Source organism: Niveibacterium microcysteis (assembly GCF_017161445.1).
Lineage (GTDB): Bacteria > Pseudomonadota > Gammaproteobacteria > Burkholderiales > Rhodocyclaceae > Niveibacterium > Niveibacterium microcysteis.
The window spans coordinates 4,158,337-4,176,325 of sequence record NZ_CP071060.1; the positions used below are offsets into that span (position 1 = coordinate 4,158,337).

Annotated in this window: 12 protein-coding genes; 4 read left to right on the forward strand and 8 right to left on the reverse strand. The window is 65.3% G+C overall.

Translation table 11 applies throughout. The features are described 5' to 3' along the window. The first annotated feature begins 13 nt into the window (after positions 1 to 13). Positions 14 to 166, forward strand: coding sequence for a hypothetical protein (locus JY500_RS18960; protein ID WP_172203397.1), 153 nt, complete (start codon positions 14 to 16; stop codon positions 164 to 166). Between the two features lie 22 nt (positions 167 to 188). Here JY500_RS18960 and JY500_RS18965 read toward each other — a convergent pair whose 3' ends face one another. From JY500_RS18965 to JY500_RS18975, 3 genes are read right to left on the reverse strand one after another with little or no spacing between them, the layout of a single operon-like run. After that, the gene (locus JY500_RS18965) at positions 189 to 5,108 is read right to left on the reverse strand and encodes a PAS domain S-box protein (RefSeq protein ID WP_206254179.1); all 4,920 of its coding nucleotides are present in this window, start codon (positions 5,106 to 5,108) and stop codon (positions 189 to 191) included. Beyond that, positions 5,105 to 7,303 (reverse strand): PAS domain-containing protein, encoded by a 2,199-nt coding sequence (locus JY500_RS18970; protein ID WP_206254180.1) that lies wholly within the window; start codon positions 7,301 to 7,303, stop codon positions 5,105 to 5,107. Before JY500_RS18970 ends, JY500_RS18965 begins: the two co-directional genes overlap by 4 nt. Positions 7,304 to 7,310: 7 nt before the next feature. Then, the gene (locus JY500_RS18975) at positions 7,311 to 8,405 is read right to left on the reverse strand and encodes a response regulator (RefSeq protein WP_206254181.1); all 1,095 of its coding nucleotides are present in this window, start codon (positions 8,403 to 8,405) and stop codon (positions 7,311 to 7,313) included. 403 nt (positions 8,406 to 8,808) lie between these two features. Here JY500_RS18975 and JY500_RS18980 point away from each other — a divergent pair, with 403 nt between their 5' ends. Continuing rightward, entirely contained in the window at positions 8,809 to 8,967 is a 159-nt protein-coding gene (locus JY500_RS18980; RefSeq protein ID WP_206254182.1) for a hypothetical protein, read from the forward strand. Positions 8,968 to 9,039: 72 nt separating this feature from the next. Here the strand turns inward: JY500_RS18980 and parC are convergent, their stop codons facing one another. Then, positions 9,040 to 11,439 (reverse strand): DNA topoisomerase IV subunit A, encoded by a 2,400-nt coding sequence (gene parC / locus JY500_RS18985; RefSeq protein ID WP_206254183.1) that lies wholly within the window; start codon positions 11,437 to 11,439, stop codon positions 9,040 to 9,042. A gap of 169 nt (positions 11,440 to 11,608) precedes the next feature. Here parC and JY500_RS18990 point away from each other — a divergent pair, with 169 nt between their 5' ends. Further along, the gene (locus JY500_RS18990) at positions 11,609 to 12,091 is read left to right on the forward strand and encodes a hypothetical protein (RefSeq protein ID WP_206254184.1); all 483 of its coding nucleotides are present in this window, start codon (positions 11,609 to 11,611) and stop codon (positions 12,089 to 12,091) included. Positions 12,092 to 12,177: 86 nt separating this feature from the next. Continuing rightward, positions 12,178 to 12,927: a TerC family protein gene (locus JY500_RS18995; protein WP_206254185.1), complete on the forward strand. Its 750-nt coding sequence runs from the start codon at positions 12,178 to 12,180 to the stop codon at positions 12,925 to 12,927. A gap of 75 nt (positions 12,928 to 13,002) precedes the next feature. Here the strand turns inward: JY500_RS18995 and JY500_RS19000 are convergent, their stop codons facing one another. From JY500_RS19000 to JY500_RS19015, 4 genes are all read right to left on the reverse strand, one after another. Next, a complete protein-coding gene (locus tag JY500_RS19000; protein WP_206254186.1) occupies positions 13,003 to 13,785 on the reverse strand; it encodes a carbohydrate-binding protein in 783 nt (260 codons plus the stop codon). Positions 13,786 to 13,922: 137 nt separating this feature from the next. Continuing rightward, on the reverse strand, positions 13,923 to 14,711 hold the full coding sequence (locus JY500_RS19005) for a carbohydrate-binding protein (protein ID WP_206254187.1): 789 nt from the start codon (positions 14,709 to 14,711) through the stop codon (positions 13,923 to 13,925). A 271-nt stretch (positions 14,712 to 14,982) separates the two neighbouring features. After that, entirely contained in the window at positions 14,983 to 16,983 is a 2,001-nt protein-coding gene (locus JY500_RS19010; RefSeq protein ID WP_172203407.1) for a sensor histidine kinase, read from the reverse strand. After that, positions 16,980 to 17,975 (reverse strand): ABC transporter substrate-binding protein, encoded by a 996-nt coding sequence (locus JY500_RS19015; RefSeq protein WP_206254188.1) that lies wholly within the window; start codon positions 17,973 to 17,975, stop codon positions 16,980 to 16,982. The genes JY500_RS19010 and JY500_RS19015 overlap by 4 nt, the downstream gene beginning before the upstream one ends. Positions 17,976 to 17,989: the final 14 nt, after the last annotated feature.

Here is a 17,989-nt window from a genome sequence, read left to right on the forward strand (position 1 = left end):
CTGGAGGCCCGCCATGACACACCCCACCCTGTTTCGCCAACGACAAGCCCGGCGCGCTGACCTGCCAAGCTGGCTGTTGAAGCCCGGAAAGCTCGCCAGTGCCCTGACCATGTTGATCATTGCCGCATTCGGTCTGGGCCAGGTGGCCGTACTCAGCGCGCTCTGAGCATGCGGAGGCGTCGCCGTGATCAGGCCGCCGATATGCCTGCGTCCGCCGCCGGCAGCAATGCCGCAGCCGATTCAAAATCGTATGCCTGCAGGCGATCGATCAGGGTGTCGTAGCGCGGCCCGAGCGCCGGCCGCAACAGATCCGCCTGACGACGGCACAGGGCCAAGGCCTGTGCATCACTTTCGAGCAGTAGCTGTCGCAACTCGGCGAGGACTAGCGCAGCAGCGTCGGACATCGCTGGCGCCGCTTTCGGGGCACCAAGCACCGCGTCCACCAGCGCAGCGAGGTGACGTTCGAACTCGGGCAAGACCCGCTCGGTGCCTAGAACGCCATCCTCGGCACCGGGCGTCACCGCATGTTCCAGCGCACCGGCGCTTTCGGCCAGCGCGCGCGCGCCAAGGGTGGCCGCCAAGCCTTTGAGGGTGTGTGCCACGCGCATCGCGTCCTCAGTCTCTCCGCGCGCAAGCAGGTCGGTGAGCAGGTGGACATCGTCACGATGCGCGAGCACGAATCGCCCCATCAGATCCGCGTAGCGCTCGGCGCGTCCCCGCATCGCGGCAACGCCCTGCGACACATCTACACCCTGCACAGCACCGAGCCGCGCGAGCAGTGCGGCCGCCGTGTCGCTGAGCGCGCCCTCTGGCGCAGGTGCGGTCGGGCGCGGCGCCTGAGCCGCGGGTAGCCAGCGCCGCAGGGTGGCGATCAATGCCTCCGGGTCGACCGGCTTGGCGATGAAGTCGTTCATGCCGGCCTGCAGGCACGCGTTGCGATCTTCGTCGAAGGCGTTCGCCGTCATCGCAATGATCGGCAGGGACTGCTTGTCTGGCAGCGCGCGGATTGCGGCCGTCGCTTCAAGGCCGTCCATCTCCGGCATCTGCACGTCCATCAGGATCAGATCGAACGCGTGGGCACGCACTTGCTCCAGCGCGATGCGGCCGTTCTCGGCGGTCTCCACCTGCACGCCGGTCTCGCTCAACATGTCGAGCGCCACTTCGCGATTCAGCGCGCTGTCTTCCACCAGCAACACGCGGCCGCGCAGCATCTGTTCAGGCTGGGCGCCACGCTCGTTTGCCGCGCCGTCGCTCGCCACATGGCCCACACGCTGCAGCCGCACGGTGAACCAGAAGGTGCTGCCGTGGCCCGGTTCGCTCTCGACACCTGACTCACCGCCCATCAGCGCCGCCAACCGGCGCGTGATCGCCAGGCCCAGACCGGTGCCACCGTGGCGCCGCGTGGTCGAGGCGTCGGCCTGTTCAAAAGCGGTGAAGAGCCGATGCTGTGTCGCGGCGTCAATGCCGATGCCGGTGTCGCTCACTTCAAAGCGCGCCAGCACCCAATCGCCGTCGGTGTCGAGCAGCCGCGCCCGCAGCACGACGCCGCCATGCTCGGTGAACTTGATCGCGTTACCGGCGTAGTTGAGCAGCGCTTGCCGCAAGCGCATGGCGTCGCCACGTAGCGCGGTGGGCATCGAGTGCAGTTCGGTCTCGAGCGTCAGCCCCTTGGCCGCTGCGGCTTCGGACACCATCGCACGGACCTGGTCGAGCAATTCGCCGGTGGAGAAGTCCTGCTCCTCCAGCACCATGCGCCCGGCCTCGATCTTCGACAGATCGAGGATGTCGTTGATGATCGCCAGCAAGTGCTTTGCCGCCCCGTGCACCTTGTCGAGCCGATCTGCGAGGCGCGGCGTGCTGGCTTCGTTGCGCATCAGGTACGTCAGCCCGAGGATCGCGTTCATCGGGGTGCGGATCTCGTGGCTCATGTTGGCGAGGAAGGCGCTCTTTGCCAGGCTGGCCGCCTCCGCCGCCGCACGGGCCTGCTCCAGCTCTGCTGTGCGCGTGGCGACGAGCACCTCCAGGTGGTGGCGATACGCATCAAGCTCTTCACCCATGCGTTTCTTCTGCGTGATGTCTTCCTGCACGCTGACGTAGTGGGAGATTCGGCCGTCCGCGCCGCGCAGCGGTGTGATGACGGCGAACTGCACCAGTTCGCTGCCGTCCTTGCGCCGGTTCACCAGCTCGCCCTTCCAGCTCAAACCACGTGAAAGAGCAGCCTTGATCGCCTCGTGCACCGCTGGCGCGGTGCGGCCCGAATGCAGAAGGCGCGGCGTTCTGCCCAGCACCTCCTCGCGCGCATAGCCCGTCGTTTGAACGAAGGCGTCGTTGACGTACTCGATGCGCTGGGCGAGATCAGTGATCAGGATGGATTCCGGGCTCTGTTCCACCGCCAGGGCCAGCTGGCGCAACTGATCCTGCACCGCCTCGCGCGCACTGACGTCCTGCAAGGTGCCGACCGATCGCATCGGCTGCCCGGCTGCCGTGTAGCGTGTTTCGCAGCGTGCGTGCACATGCTTGATGCGGCCGTCCGCCATGCAGATACGGTGCATCTGGTCGTAGGGCTTGTGGTCAGCAAGCGCGTCTGAATAGGCGTTTTCGATGCGCGCGCGATCGTCCGGATGCACGCGGTCAATGAAGTCGCTATAGCCAACACGGCGCCCTCGTTCGATCTCGAAAATCCGATACGTCTCGTCGGACCACCACAGGTCGCCGCTGATCAGATCGAGCTCCCATCCACCGATGTGCGCCACGCGCTGCGCTTCGGAGAGCCTCGCCTCGCTCTCGCGCAGTGCCTCGGCGGCATGCACACGGTCGGTGATGTCCTCGCTGAAGATCATGATGCCGCCGATCGCACCGTCCGGGTCCCGCCACGGTCGCACCACCCACTTGAGCCAGTGCACCGAGCCATCGGCATGTTCGTAGCGGTCTTCATCCGCCTGAACAACCTCACCGGCCAGCGCACGCCGGTGAATCGCGCGCCAATGCTCCGGCATATCGGGAAACAAGTCGTAGTGCGAGCGGCCGGTAAGACCGACTTCGTTCAGTTGGTAGTCGTTCAGCCAGCGACGGCTCGCCGCGAGGTAACACATCTGACGATCGAACATCGCGAGCGCGGCTGGCGCATGCTCGACGAAGAGTTGCAAGCGGGCTTCGCTCTCACGCAAGGCCGCCTCGGTGTGCTTGCGTTCGGTCACATCCAGGTTGATGCCCGCCAGTCGCACCGCCCTGCCCTCAGCGTCGAACTGTGCACTCCCCTTGGTATGCATCCAGCGCTCGCTGCCGTCCGAGCGGCGGATGCGGAACTCCGCCTCATACGGCACCCCCTGCTGCAGATGCGCCGCGCGCCGCGCGTCGACCATCGCGAGATCATCGGGGTGCACCAGGGCTCGCCATTCAGCCTCGGTGTGCTGGCCATCCCCTGCGACCCCGTACAAGCGCTCGAACTCGGGCGACCAGTACATGCGGTCACTCGCAAGATCCCATTCCCAAAGGCCAACATGAGCCCCCTCCTGCGCCAGCAGCAAGCGTTGCTCGCTGGCACGCAGCGCATCAGCCGCCGCTTCGACGCGCGCGCGTGCGGCGAGCGCGTCTTCCATCAGGTTGAGCGCAGCGATCCTGGCGTCCTGCTGCTCGGCGACAGCGGCGCTCTGCATGTCGCGCATCGCCTGCGCGACACGCTCGCGCTCCGTGATGTCATCGAAGGCAGCGAGTACGCCCTCATCCAGCGCCACGGCGTGAATCCTCACAAGACGCTCCGAGCCGTCAGCGCAGGTGACGCGGTACTCGTCATCGCTCGGATCGCGCTCTCCGGCCATCACCGCCCCCCAGCGCGCGATGGCGTCTGCCCGATAGGTCGGGTCCGGATAGGCTCGCCGGTACCAGTCCTCGATCGTTGGCAATTCGTCGCGGGTATAGCCGAACGCACGCACGAACTCGGCGTTAATCGCGCGCATCTGGCCATCGGCGTCGGCAAAGCCCAGCGGCAGGGGCGCCTTGTCAAACAAGTGGCGGAAGCGCGCTTCGCTTGCACTCAACGCGGATTCGGTGAGCTTGCGATCGGTGATGTCTTGAACCGTGCCCTGCAAAGCGACGATTCTCCCCGCCTCGTCACGCAGCGGCTCCCCCCGCGTAGTCACCCAACCATGGCGCCCGTCGGCGCGCACAATCTCGACATCGAGTTCCCACGCTTCGCCCTCGACACTCCCGCGTGAGATGGCGGCAGACACCCGTTCCCAACTGTCTGGCGTGAAGAGCGCAGCAAGCTCCCGCATCGTCGCGGGGGGAGCCCCTGCCGGACGGCCGAAAATGCGATTCATCTGATCGCACCATTCCGAGCTATCGTCCTCCAGATTGCGCCGCCAGCTGCCAATGCCCGCAACCCGTTTGGCGTCCTTGAGAGCCTGCTCGCTGCGCTGCAGGGCCATAGCTGCGAGCTTGATCGCGTTGATATCCTCCACCACCGATACGAAATAGTCCGGCTTGCCATCACGCCATATCAGCGACACGCTCAGACGAACCCACACCGCGCGCCCATCCTTGCGCAGATAGCGTTTTTCGATGGTGTAGTCGTCGATCTCGCGCGCCAGCATCTGCTGCATCGCGACCAGATCCGGAGCGAGATCGTCCGGATGTGTAAGCATCTGGAAGGTCAAGGCAAGCAATTCGCTTTCCTCGTAACCCACGATGTCGCACAGCTTGCGATTCACCCGCAACCAGCGGCCATCTGGCGCGACCAGTGCAACCCCAACGGCGGCCTGTCGAAAACTTGCCTCGAAACGCGTATCGGCATACTCACGCGAACGCAGGATGCGGGCGTTCATCACACCAACCATCGCCGCCACGGCCAAGAAGAGCAAGGCGGGCAATAGCGTTGTCGTCCATCCGGCGCCGGGCGGTACGAAAACGGCCCAAACCATAAGGACGCTGAGCCCGCTCGCGAGCAGCCCACCGGCCATACCCGCCACGCACACGCTGACGCACACCGCAGGAAAGAACAGGAACCAGCTGTGCGGCGCGAGCCAGGGCCACAGCACCCATTGGACTGCCAGCGCGGCAACGGGTGGAACAGCGGCCAGCAACAGGCGGCGTTTGGGGGCAGGGATCATTCGCCAAACTCCTGCCGAACGATGTCCGCGAAGCCCACCGAATAGGGGGGCTCCTCGCCAAGCCGGGCCGAGAGCGCGTTGATGCGCCGCTTGAGCTCAACCATGTCGAGCTCGCGGCCGATCATCGCGCGGTTGAAGCGCTCGAGCTCCTCGTTGCGTGCACGCAAGACTTCCGCTTGTTGCTGCAGGGCTTCCTCACCGCGTTTGCGCTCGGTGATGTCGGACATCGTGCCAACAATCCGCAGCGGTCTGCCGATGGCGTCGCGGAGAACGACCTTGCTCTTGGCATGCATCCAGCGAACGGCACCGTCCTTGGTTGTCATCCGGTACTCCACCTCGCTGCTAGACGTATCGCCACGCAGATCGGATGCCACGACGGCCTGTACGCGAGCCCAATCGTCCGGATGCACGAGCCGCTGGAAGAACGCGAGGTCGGCGGTCACCTCGTCAGGCCTATAACCAATCATGTCGTAGTAGCGGGGCGAGAGGTCCGCAAAACCGGTCGCAAGATCCCAGTCCCACACCCCGTCGCGCGTGGCATCGAGCACCAGGCGAAGCCGCTCGGCCGCGGTGCGTGCAGCCTCTTCAGCGGTTTTGCGCGCCGAGATGTCGCGCGCGATGCCACACACCCCGACCACCGCGCCAGTGGCGTCGCGCAACGGACTCTTCACGGTCAGGAAGGTCCGCATCTCGCCACCAACCGGCAGCGTCTCTTCGAAGGATTCGCTTTCCCCAAGCTCCATCACACGCCGATTGCCGGCGATCTGACGCTCCGCGATTTCCGGAGGGAAGAGCGCATACTCGTCGCGCTCGATCACCTGATCGGCCGTCTTGCCGAACGTATTGGCAGCGGCCCGGTTGAATAGCGTGAAGCGCCCATCCCGGTCGAGCGCGAAGATGCAGTCTTCAGAGTGCTCGACAATCGCTTCGAGCAAACCGAGCACGGTGAGCCGCTCGCGCTGGGCTTGTGCTTTGGTGGCCGAAACGACAAGTTGCTGGCGCTGACGCTGCAAGGCCAGGTATGCGGCCGCCACAACCAGCGCAAAGAGGCCGGTGAAGACAATCCACACGCCCTCTTTCATCGCCTCCTTGTAAAGCTCGGTGGTGTCTTGCTTGGTGAGCAGAAACCACTCGCTGCCCTCGATCTGCCGCACAACGCCAACTGCCGCGACGCCACGGTAATCCTGCCCGTACTGCACTGCACCGGGCGTGCCGGTTTGATCCAGATCCGGCAGCCGCCCATGCCCCGCCGCGGCACGCACCGACGCGGCACCGCCGGGGCGACCACGCAATTCGCTGAGGTAGAGCACATCCTTGCCGTCGCGACGAAACAGCAGGGTTTCACCGCTGTCGCTCGGCACCGGCCAGCTCTGCAGCGTTGGTAGCAGCCAGGCCTCGGGTTTGAGATGCAGGACGATCAGCGGTGTATCGCGGTCTGGTTGGCGCGAGCCGGCCAGCGGCGCGACGAAGTCCAGCCTGAGCTTGCCGCGCACACCACGGTAGGGGCCAACACGGGCGATCCGGCCGTCCGTATGGACGCTGGCGATCGCTCGCGCCAGTTCGTCGGCGACTTGCTGAGGGGCGTCGCCGGAGCCCCATATCCGTTTGCCGTTGGCGTCGAACAACGAAACCCCCGCAAAGCCACGGCTATCAGCCAGCCAGGTGAGTCGCCGTTTCAGTGTTTCACCCGCGCTCGCATCCTGGTCGAGTTGCCAACGCTTATAGAGATCGGCGAAGAACTGGCTGCTTTGCACCAGGGCTGCATCGCCGATCGTGCGCTCGCGCACCCAATCCGACACCTGGCGGGTGCGGAAATCGGCGATCGCCCGAAGCCGCTCGAGCTCGATTGCCTTGTGTTGTTGAATCGTCGCCGCAACCGCCGCAGCCGTCACCGCAACGATGAAGCTTGCGATGAAGAGAAACGGGCGGATTGTGTGCGAAGAAACTGGGTCGGCTGTCGCGACGCCGCCATCAGCGCTTGAGATCCAGCGCCGCAAGAGAAGCCAAAGCAGTGCCGATGTGACCAGTACGAACACCCAACCCTTGATCGCGCTGATCAGGGCCAACGCCCCGGGATCGCGAACCAGCAGCGCGAGCACCCCATCAGACAGAAGAATCCAGAGCCCGGCCACCACCGCGTAGCTCAGCACGACTCCGAGGATGTCGAGTTGCGAAAGTGAGCGCGGCGCGGTCATGGGCGTTTCAGTCGCTGTCCTGATGGTGCCTCGCGATGCCGACAAAATCGTCAAAGGCATCATCGAACACATCGACGACATCGGGGTCGAAGTGGCTGCCTCGCCCGCCGAGAATGATGTCGTGCGCTTCGTCGAAGCTGAACGGCGGCTTGTACACCCGCCGTGTGATCAGCGCATCGAACACGTCGGCCAGGGCCATCAATCGCGCCGACACCGGAATCGCATCGCCCGCCAAACCAGCCGGGTAGCCGCTGCCGTCCCACTTCTCGTGATGCCCGCCGGCGATTTCCTTTGCGACGGACAGGAAGGCCACCGGCTGGTCCACATCGCGCTCGGCCAGCTCGATCGCTTCGACCCCAAGCCGCGCATGGGTCTTCATGATCTGCCATTCATCCGGCGAGAGTGGGCCGGGTTTGCGCAGGATCGCATCCGGAATGCCGACCTTGCCGATGTCGTGCAAGGGCGCCGAGCGTGTCAGCAGGTCGATGTAGCGGGCGTCCAGCGTGTCACGGAAGCGAGCGTGACCGCTGAGCCGCGTGGCAAGGGTGTGTACATACGCCTGCGTGCGCAGGATGTGGTTGCCGGTTTCCGGGTCGCGGGTCTCCGCGAGGTGGGCCAGCGCGCGAATCGTAACCAGCTGGGTCTGGTCGTTCTCGTGCATGCGGCGCGCGACTTCCGCCTCAAGCCAGGCGTTCTGCCCGGCGAGGCGGTCGCGTGCCTGCTTGAGTTCAAGCTGGGTTCTCACCCGCGCCAGCAGCAGCGGCGGCACGATGGGCTTGGCGAGGTAATCGACGGCACCCGCCTCCAAACCGCGCAGTTCGTCTTCGATCTCGCCCATCGCAGTCACGAAGATCACCGGGATCCCAGCGGTTACCGGATCGGCACGCAAGCGGGCAAACACTTCATGGCCATCCATGCCCGGCATCATCACGTCCAGCAGCACCAGATCGGGCTGTGGCGCACTGCGCGCGACAGCCAGCGCGCGCGCGCCGGACGTCGCAGCCCGCACCCGGTAGTGGGGCTGCAGCAGCTCGGCGAGCAGATCGAGGTTCTCGGCTGCGTCGTCAACGATGAGTACCGTTGCGCCCGGGGGTTTGAGCATGGTCGGCCTGACTCGGTTATGGCTGGGGCAGGAACGCGCCCCGGCCGTCATTCAATTACGGCCCTCGGTGGAATTCCTTGACCATTAACAGGTGCGACACCCCGCGCCCCGCAGGCCGACGACTCCGCGTTCGTGTACCCGCCTACGAAGCCAGCCTAGATGCGCCACTCAGTAAGTTTGACGCACGAAACTATTGCACCCTGTTCAGCGGCTGGCGCATTCCTATACTTCGGAAGCCCCAAAAGGGCGCAACAGGCAGAACCCGCAGCCCCCCGAACCGGCAAGTCCTTGCCCGCGCTGCCTGCACGCAAACCAGTACTGGAGGATCACTCACACTCAACCTGTGGCTTGAGATGCCTGCGGCTGACCGTAACATTTCGGCCCCGAATCGGAGGTACGCGACATGGCTACGCTAAACCTGATTCAACGCGAACTCGCGCGCTCGGATCTACCCGCCTGGATGGTCAAACCGGGGAAAGCCGAAACCTGGGTCACTGCCCTGCTGGTCGCGGGTTGGGGGCTTACTGCCGCAAGCTTGTTCCTCGCCGTGATGAGCCCATGACGAAAAAAGGCCGCGCCGCGGATTGCTCCGGAGCGCGGCCTCTATCGGCAACTGGACGATCGCGATCTCGACCTATTGCATCGCCGCCGGCTTTACTTTCGGCGCAATCGCACTGCCCTTGCGCGCCCGCTTGCCTACGCAGGCCTGCAGCGCAACACCCTTCACCTCGACCGCGATCTCCTTGCCGCCACGGCCGATGCCGCTGACGGTGACCACCGGCTCCGCCGGGCAGGCGACCGCATTCAGCGTTTCCTTGTCGTCCAGGCCCATGACGATCACGCCGCGGCCGCGCGGCATCACCTTCATCTCGGCGCGCGGGAACCACAGCAGGCGGCCGTTGGCCGACGCAGCAGCAATCCACTCGCCTTCGCAGGGCACCGGGCGCAGCACTTCTTCCTTGTCTTCCAGCGTCATGAAGGCTTTGCCGGCGCGATTTCGACCGGCGAGTTCGGACAAGGTGGTGATGAAGCCGTAGCTGCCGGAGTTGGCGAAGAGGTATTCCTTCGCCGGGTCGCCGGAGAGTGCCTGCGCCACGCGTGCGCCGTTCTGCAGTTCGATCAGCGTGGTGATCGGCACGCCGTCGCCACGCCCGCCGGGTAGATCCTGGATCCGCACCGAGTAGGCGCGGCCCTGGGTGTCGATGATCAGCAGCGGCCAGGGCGTGCGCGTCTCGATCACCGCGAATTCGCCGTCGCCGGACTTGTAGGTCAGCGCCGCGCGGTCCACGCCGTGACCCTGGCGCGCGCGTACCCAGCCGTTGCGCGAGAGGATCACCGTGACCGGTTCGTCGAGCACCGGCGCCTCGGCCGCCACCACCGCCTGCGCGGCTTCGATCAGCGTGCGGCGGTCGTCGCCGAACTTCTTCGTATCCTCGACGATTTCCTTGAGGATCAGGCGCGTCATCGCGCCGCGGTCTTCGAGAAGCTCAACCAGCTTGGCGCGTTCGACGCGCAGTTCGGCCAGTTCCGACTCGATCTTGATGTATTCGAGCCGCGCCAACTGGCGCAGGCGAATCTCGAGGATGTCCTCGGCCTGGATTTCGCTGAGCTTGAAGCGCGCCATCAGCTCGGCCTTGGGCTCCTCGGCCTCGCGGATCACGCGGATCACCTCGTCGATATGCAGCCAGACGATGGCGCGGCCTTCGAGGATGTGGATGCGACGGTCGACTTCGCCAAGGCGGTGTCGCGTGCGGCGCTCGACGGTGTCGAAACGGAAGGCGATCCACTCGTGCAGTACCGCCAGCAGGCCCTTCTGCGCCGGGCGTCCGTCGCGGCCGATGACGGTGAGGTTGATCGACACCGAGGATTCGAGCGAGGTGTGCACCAGCAGCACCCGCATCAGTTCTTCGGGGTCTTGCGCGCGGCTCTTGGGTTCGAGCACCAGACGCACGGCCTCCTTGTCGGAGGATTCGTCGCGCGCGGTATCGAGCACGCCCAGTACCAGCGCCTTGGTCGCCTTTTCCTCTGCGGACACTTCCTTCTTGCCGGTCTTGGGCTGCGGGTTCGTCAGCGCCTCGATTTCGGAGAGCACCTTGGAGACCGACACGCCATGCGGCATCTCGTTGACGATGATGCGCCAGGCACCGCGCGCGAGCGGTTCGACGCGCCAGCGCGCGCGCATCCGCAGACTGCCGCGGCCGCCGGCGTAGGCGTCGCGCAGCGCTTGCGGCGGCGAGATCAGCTGGCCGCCGCCGGGGAAGTCCGGCCCCGGCAGCAGCGCCATCACGTCATCCAGCGTCGATTCCGGCTTCTTGATCAAGAGCTGCGCCGCGGCCGAAACCTCGCGCAGATTGTGCGGCGGGCATTCGGTCGCCATGCCGACCGCGATGCCGGAAGCGCCGTTGAGCAACAGCATCGGCAGGCGTGCCGGAAAGAGCTTGGGCTCCTGCCAGGCGCCATCGTAGTTGGGCACGAAATCCACGGTGCCGCGGTCGATTTCGCCCAGCAGCAGCTCGGCCAGCGGTGTGAGGCGCATTTCGGTGTAACGCATGGCCGCCGCGCCGTCGCCGTCGCGCGAACCGAAGTTGCCCTGGCCGTCGATCAGCGGGTAGCGCAGCGTGAAGTCCTGCGCCAGCCGCACCGCCGCGTCGTACACCGCGGTGTCGCCGTGCGGGTGCAGCTTGCCGATCACGTCGCCGACCACACGCGCGCTCTTCACCGGCTTGGCGCCTGGCGTGAGCCGCATCTCGTGCATCGAGTACAGGATGCGGCGCTGCACCGGCTTCATGCCGTCTTCCACCTGCGGCAGCGCGCGGCCGCGTACCACGCTCATCGCGTAGGCGAGGTAGGCGCGCTCGGCAAACGCGGCAATCGGCAGGTGATCGTCGGGCAGTTCGGTGAGCGTGGGCGGCGGCGGTGGCGCCGGTGGTTCAGCCGGCGCTTCGGCTTGCGGCTCGACCACCTGTTCGGCATCGCTGCCGAAGAGGTCGAGCTCTGGATTGTTTTCGGTGCCGGTTTCGGGCTCGTTGTGCATGGGCTAAGGCATCTGCTGCGGAAACAGCCGCGATTATCGCAGGTTGGTGGCGCCTGCCCGCAGTGGATGTGACGTGGCGCAGAGCCCGCCGCGGGAACGCGGCGCTATGATTCCACCTGAACCCGCGCCGCCTCTTGCCTTGCGCGGCCACCCGTAGGGAGACCCGAACGTGAAGACACGCCTGAGCGCAGTTTCCATTGTCCTGTTGTGCCTTGCCGGCCCCGCAATGGCCCAGCAGTTCGTGTACCCCGCAAAGGGGCAGTCGGCGGAGCAACAAAAGAAAGACGAGGCCGAGTGCTACACCTGGGCCGTCGGCCAAACCGGGTTTGACCCCGCCAAGCCGCAGCAGGCTGCCGCCCCGGCGCCCGCGCCTGCGCCGGCGCCCGCCCCGAAAGGCGGCCGGGTCCGTGGTGCGGCAGCGGCGGCCACCGTTGCGGCGGTCACCGACCACGATACCGGCGATGCGGCAGTGGCAGGCGCAGTGGCTGGCGGTGCGGCGCAGCGCGGGCAGAAGCGCCAGCAAGCGGCTGCCCAACAACAGCAGGCCGCCGCCCAGCAACAGGCTGCGCAGCAGCAGGCATCGAGTCAGAACAGCGCCTTCAACAAGGCGCGTGCGGCCTGCCTCGAAGGACGCGGCTACACGATCAAGTAGGCCGAACTGGCATACTCCGGCGGCCGTTCCGCAGCACGCGGAGCGGCCGTTTTGCTTTGTGAGACGCCTGCCGGAGATACCCGACCATGGAATGGCTTACCGACCCCAACGCCTGGGTTGCCCTGGCCACGCTGACCGCACTGGAGATCGTGCTCGGCGTGGACAACATCATCTTCATCTCGATTCTCGTCGGCCGCCTGCCGGAAAGCCAGCGCAACGTGGCGCGGCGCCTTGGGCTGCTGCTCGCGATGGGCACGCGAATCGCCCTGCTGGCCTCGCTTGCCTGGATCATGCAGCTGAAGGACCCGCTCTTTGTTGCGCCGTGGTTTGATCGTGGCGTCTCGGGGCGCGACCTGATCCTGATCGGCGGCGGCCTGTTCCTGCTCTGGAAGAGCGTGCACGAGATCCACAACTCGCTGGAGGGTGAAGAAGAGGATCAGCACGCGGGTGCCGCACGTGCGGCCTTCGCATCGGTGCTGATCCAGATCGCGATCATCGACATCGTGTTCTCGCTCGATTCGGTGATCACTGCGGTCGGGCTCGTGAGCAACCTGTCGATCATGGTCAGCGCGATCGTGGTATCGGTTGGCGTGATGATGTTTGCCGCGAAACCGATCGGCGAGTTTGTCGACCGTCACCCGACGGTGAAGATGCTCGCGCTCGCATTCCTGGTGCTGGTGGGCGTCACGCTGATCGCCGAGGGCTTCGGCACCCATGTGCCGAAGGGCTACATCTATTTCGCGATGGCGTTCTCGGTGTGTGTCGAGATGATCAACATCCGCCTGCGCAAGCGGATCAGCGCACCGGTGCATCTGCGCAAGGATCTGCCGGACTGATACAGCGCCGGCCGCCTCGGCAACAAAAAAGCCCCGCACTGGCGGGGCTTTTTTTGTTTGAACCAAAGCGCTTGATCACTGTTGCTGTACGCGAAACACGTAGTTGCGGCCGTAGTTGTTGTCCCAGTAGGTCTGGCCGTTGACGGTGTAGCCCACTGCGTACTCGATGCGCGTGGCGCCGGCCGGCAGGCTCAGGCCGTAGGCCCACTCCTCGACGCCATATTGGTTCGGGTTCGTGGCGCTGCTGTAGTAACTACGCCAGAAGTCACCGTTCCAGACCGCCCAGGCCGTCTGGGTGGTTTGCCAGCCGTCGGTGGTGTAGCGGATCTCCACCTGACGATTGGCGCCGATGTTCCGCACGCTGACGCTGCCGTAGTAGCGGTTGCCATACACCGTAACCGGGTTGCCGGTATCGACAAAGCGCGCCAGCACCGGCGCCGACGGGATCAGGCTGCCCGAATCCTTCGCCTGGCGATAGTTCTGCCCACCGTTGTTGTCCCAGTACTCAACGCCGTTCACCGTGTAGCGCAGCGCGAATTCCAGATCCCAGCTGGCGTAGGTCGGGCCGGCGTCATTGCTGTCCGTGAAATTGCCGGCCCACACTTCGCGGCCGCTGTCGGCCGGGCGGCTGTAGGCGAGCGGCACGTCGATCCAGCTGCCGTCCGGTTTCTTCAAGTGCACGTACACCTGCTTGGCGTAGGCGATGTTCTTGACGAGCACTTCAAAGCGGACTGATTGCAGCCCCACCTGGTAGTAGGCCGATACCGTGCTCTGGGAGCGCAGCAGCTTGATTTCGTCGGCCGCCATGGCCGCTGTGCAAGCGATGAGCGCAGCAAGCGCGATGAGAATTCGTTTCATGATTGCCTCCTGGCAGGGGCGTGAGCGCGCCTCGCCGGGCGGGCGCTGACTTCACGCGGATCGAAACGGGTGCATCGGCGATGCACCCGGGGCCGCGCGCGACACGGCAAGCCGTGTCGCGCGCGGGTCAGGCGGGATCAGTTCTGCTTGAGCGGCTGCAGGTAGTTGCGGCCGAAGTTGTTGTCCCAGTAGGTCGTGCCATTGACGATGTAGCCGACGGCAAACTCGACCTTGGTCGCGGTGGTGCCAACGTCCAGCTCGTAGTTCCATTCTTCCGAGCCGTACTGGTTGGGATTGGGCGCGCTGCTGTAACCACCGAACCAGAAGGTGTTGCTGAACGTGGCCCAAGCCGTCTTGGTGGTCTGCCAGCCATCGGTCGAATAGACCACCTTGACCTGCTTGTTCGGCGAGAGGTTCTTCAGGGTCGCGCTGCCGTAATAGCGGCCACCATAAATCCAGGCCGGGTTGTTCAGGTCATAGATGCGGGCCAGCACGTTCGTGCCAAACAGCATGCTGCCGGTGTCGCGGCCCTGCTTGTAGTTCTGGCCACCGTTGTTGTCCCAGTACTCGGTGCCGTTCACCACATAGCGCAGCGCAAATTCCAGATCGAAGGTCTTGAAGCTCGGGCCGGTGTTGGTGTCGTTGGGGTCGGTGTAGCTGCCAGCCCAGACCTCACGGCCCGCATCGGCGGCACGCTGGTAGGAAAGGGCGACATCCGTCCAGCTGCCGTCGGGCCGCTTGAGGTGCACGTACACCTGCTTGGCGTAGGCAAGGTTCTTCAGGATCGCTTCAAACCGGATGCTCTGACTGCTGATTCCGTACTTGGACGAGACCGTGCTCTGCGAACGCAGCAGCTTGATCTCGTCTGCCGCGAAAGCCTGCGCGGCGATCAAAAGCCCTGCCAGGGCAATGAACAGTTTCCTCATGATGACCTCTGTATTCTGGTTGGGGGGAAAGCGTTCTTCGACGCTTGCGAGCGACAGGGGTACGTGTCGCTTGCAGGCAGGAGTGTGCCGGCGGCCGATCCGGCGCCTTGTCGGAAACTGCGCTTTTCGCGCGAACCGCACTAGAAGATTTTTATGACCCGAACGGGATATTCAATTTGACTTGTGCGGCGCAGCAAGTCTGTTGTGGTGGCGCCACGCGTCATACGACCGACATGCGCCGGCTTTCGCGAAACCCGCGCCAGGCTTTGCGCTAAGCGTTTGGCGTCGCGTCGGGAGCGACGAGCGGGATGGTCACGACGAAGCAGGTCCCCTCGCCCGGCGTGCTCTCGACATCGATCCGCCCGCCCAGCACGCCGCTGACCAGGTTGTAGACGATACTGAGCCCCAGACCACTACCGCCGCGACCGAGCTTGGTGGTGAAGAAGGGGTCGAAAATCCGCTTGAGTTGCTCTTGCGGAATCCCGACACCGTCGTCGCGGCACGACAGCGCGCAGTCGCGCGACCCGCTGCGCGCGGCAGTGATCCGCAGATGGCCATGCTCGCGATCTTCGAACGCATGGATCAGCGCGTTGTTGATGAAGTTGGTGATGATCTGGCCGAGCGGACCCGGGTAGCTGTCCAGCACCACGTCATCTTCCAGAATCAGTTCGATCTCGACACCCTGGTGCCGCATCACCGGCGCCATCGTGGCGACCACTTCGCGCACCGTGGTCGCCAGATCGAACTCGCGGCGTTTCTCACTTACGCGATCGACCGACACCTGCTTGAAACTCGCCACCAGCTCGTGCGCCCGCTCAAGGTTGCGCACCAGCAGACCCGCCGCATCGCTGACGTTGTTGGCGTAATCAACGAGCGAGGAGCGGCGTAACTGGTTCTCCGCCACATCGCGTTGCAGCTGGCGCGACTGCGCCATCAAGGTACTCGCCACCGTCACGCTGTTGCCGATCGGCGTGTTGAGCTCATGCGCAATGCCCGCCACAAGACCACCCAGCGCAATGAACTTCTCGGACCGGATCAGCTCATCCTGCGCAAGCTGCAGTCGCTCCAGCGCCTGGCTCAGTTCCGCCGTGCGCGACTGCACACGCGCTTCGAGCGTGGCATTGAGCGATTCCAGCGCGGCACGCGATTCGCGCAGGCGCAGATCGCCATGCGCAAAGGCGCGCGCGAGTTGGCCGATTTCACCGCTGGCGCCGGTTGGCAGAATTGCCTGTTCGCCGGTGCCGATGCGTTCCGCCGCATCGGTCAGCTGCACGATCGGCTTCGCGATGCGGGTCGACACCAGCCAAGCAGCCCCGACGATCAGCATGGTCACCATGAGGCCGAGCGCCATCACGGCCGTCGTGACCCGGGCATAGGGTGCGAAGTAGACCGAGGTCGGTTCGGCCAACGCAAGGCGCCAAGGCGCGGTATTCAGCGCCACCACGGCGACGCGTTCGTCAGCGCCATCGCCGTTGATATCGGCCCAGCTCACCCCATCAACCAGCGCCGCGGGCTGGCGCGCCAACACCGACAGATCGCTCGCAACCCTGCGCTCCGCCTTGAGGCGAGCCACACTGGCGCGGTCGGCCCCATACACCACGCGCCCCTGCAGGCGACCATCCTCGCCGTGGGCGATGGCGACGCCGGCACTGTCGAACAACACGCTGAAGCCGCCGCCCGCATCGCGCGCCTGGTCACGTCGCACAAACTCCTGCAGCCGTGCCGCCGAGATCCGCTGGCGCAGCACGCCGACCACGCGACCACCGCCATCGTGAATCGGCACCGATGCCCACAGCGTCGCACCGTCGGCGTCGAAGAACGGGCCGGCGAGACTGGGCATGCCGGAATCGACCGTCTGACGGAACCAGAGGTTGTCGGCCTCGCTGGCGCCAACCCGCCCAAGCTCGGTGTCGACCATCACTCGGCCGTCTCGATCGAGCAGCGCGGCGGAACCGACATGGATCGGATCCTTGATCACGGTGTTGCGCAGCGTTTCCACCAGCTCCGAGATCAACAAGGCACGGCGCTCATCGTCGGCGGCGAGGTAGCGCCGCAGCGCGGGCAGGTGGCTGTCCGCGCGCAGGCCGTCCAGGGTGGCCGCAGCAAAGGTGTCGACCGCCGCCGCAACTTCGCCGGCCCGCACCAGCAGCGCATGGTCCTCCTGCTCCGCCCGCGCGTACTCGTTGGCGCGCAGCGCGATCCAGCCGGCCACGTAGAGCGGCACGAGCGCGACCAACGCGAGCGTGACGAGAAGCTGGCCGCGGATCTTCACGGCAGCATGCGCAAATCAATCAAAGAGGCCGGCTCCGGCCTCCGGATCAGGTAACCGCGCGAAATGAAGTGCTGGATGTACTGATCGGCCACATGAACGATCGAACTGTCGGTGTCGCCCTGGCGGAACTTCGCGCGGTTCTCCGCCACCCCCAACAGCTTGATGCCATCGCGGCTGACGTCGTTGGTGCGCCCCTTGAGCAGCACCAGCAGGCGCTGGTCACCCTCGGCCGGATGGCTGTCCCACCAGGCAAGCGCGCGAAACCAAGCGGCCACGACTGCACGCACGGCGTCCGGCCTTGATTCGATGACCCCGAGGCGGAAGATCAGCCCGTCCACGATCAGCCCCGGTGTATCCGCGCTTGAAAAAACGGCCTTGCAGCCGCTGTTCCGCGCCATCGAGACATAGGGCTCCCAACTATGACCGACGTCGACTTCGCCCCGTTTAAGTAGCTCGGGCACCGACGACGCATCCGCATTGACCAGCTTCACATCATCGAACGACAGGCCGAAGCGCGCGAGATAGCGCAACACCAGCAGCTCACCGAAGCCGCCGAGCGAGGTGCCGATGCGTTTGCCGCGCAGTGCCGCAGCATCGGCGAAGGGCTCGCGTGCGAGCAGGACGTCACCACCGGCCGATTCGTCCGACGCAAGCACCATGCGGATGTCGGGCGATGTTCGCGTCAGCGTGATGACGTCGCCCAGCGATACGCACACGCCGTCGTAGCTACCCGCCGAGAAGTCACTCAGGAGCCGGCGGGTATTTTCCGGCAGCGAGATCTCAACCTCGATCCCTGCCGCCTTCAGGTAGCCCAGCTCGCGTGCGAGCAGCAGCGGGTAGTAGCCGGCCCACAGGTCGATCGCGATCCGCAGCGGTGGCGCTGCGCGCACCGGCGCCTGTCGATCACAGCCAGCCAGCGCGACCGTCGCATAGCAGAGCGCAGCGCGCAAGGCGCTGCGGCGTATCGGCGAAACGGTTTCTCCTGCTGGCATCCCTGTGGCCTTGG

Excerpts from the sequence above, each read along its gene's own strand:
- JY500_RS19015 (WP_206254188.1), bottom strand. The coding sequence starts at position 17,975 with ATGCCAGCAGGAGAAACCGTTTCGCCGATACGCCGCAGCGCCTTGCGC.
- JY500_RS18995 (WP_206254185.1), top strand. The coding sequence starts at position 12,178 with ATGGAATGGCTTACCGACCCCAACGCCTGGGTTGCCCTGGCCACGCTG.
- JY500_RS19000 (WP_206254186.1), bottom strand. The coding sequence starts at position 13,785 with ATGAAACGAATTCTCATCGCGCTTGCTGCGCTCATCGCTTGCACAGCG.
- JY500_RS18975 (WP_206254181.1), bottom strand. The coding sequence starts at position 8,405 with ATGCTCAAACCCCCGGGCGCAACGGTACTCATCGTTGACGACGCAGCC.
- parC (WP_206254183.1), bottom strand. The coding sequence starts at position 11,439 with ATGCACAACGAGCCCGAAACCGGCACCGAAAACAATCCAGAGCTCGAC.
- JY500_RS18970 (WP_206254180.1), bottom strand. The coding sequence starts at position 7,303 with ATGACCGCGCCGCGCTCACTTTCGCAACTCGACATCCTCGGAGTCGTG.
- JY500_RS18960 (WP_172203397.1), top strand. The coding sequence starts at position 14 with ATGACACACCCCACCCTGTTTCGCCAACGACAAGCCCGGCGCGCTGAC.
- JY500_RS19005 (WP_206254187.1), bottom strand. The coding sequence starts at position 14,711 with ATGAGGAAACTGTTCATTGCCCTGGCAGGGCTTTTGATCGCCGCGCAG.
- JY500_RS18980 (WP_206254182.1), top strand. The coding sequence starts at position 8,809 with ATGGCTACGCTAAACCTGATTCAACGCGAACTCGCGCGCTCGGATCTA.
- JY500_RS18965 (WP_206254179.1), bottom strand. The coding sequence starts at position 5,108 with ATGATCCCTGCCCCCAAACGCCGCCTGTTGCTGGCCGCTGTTCCACCC.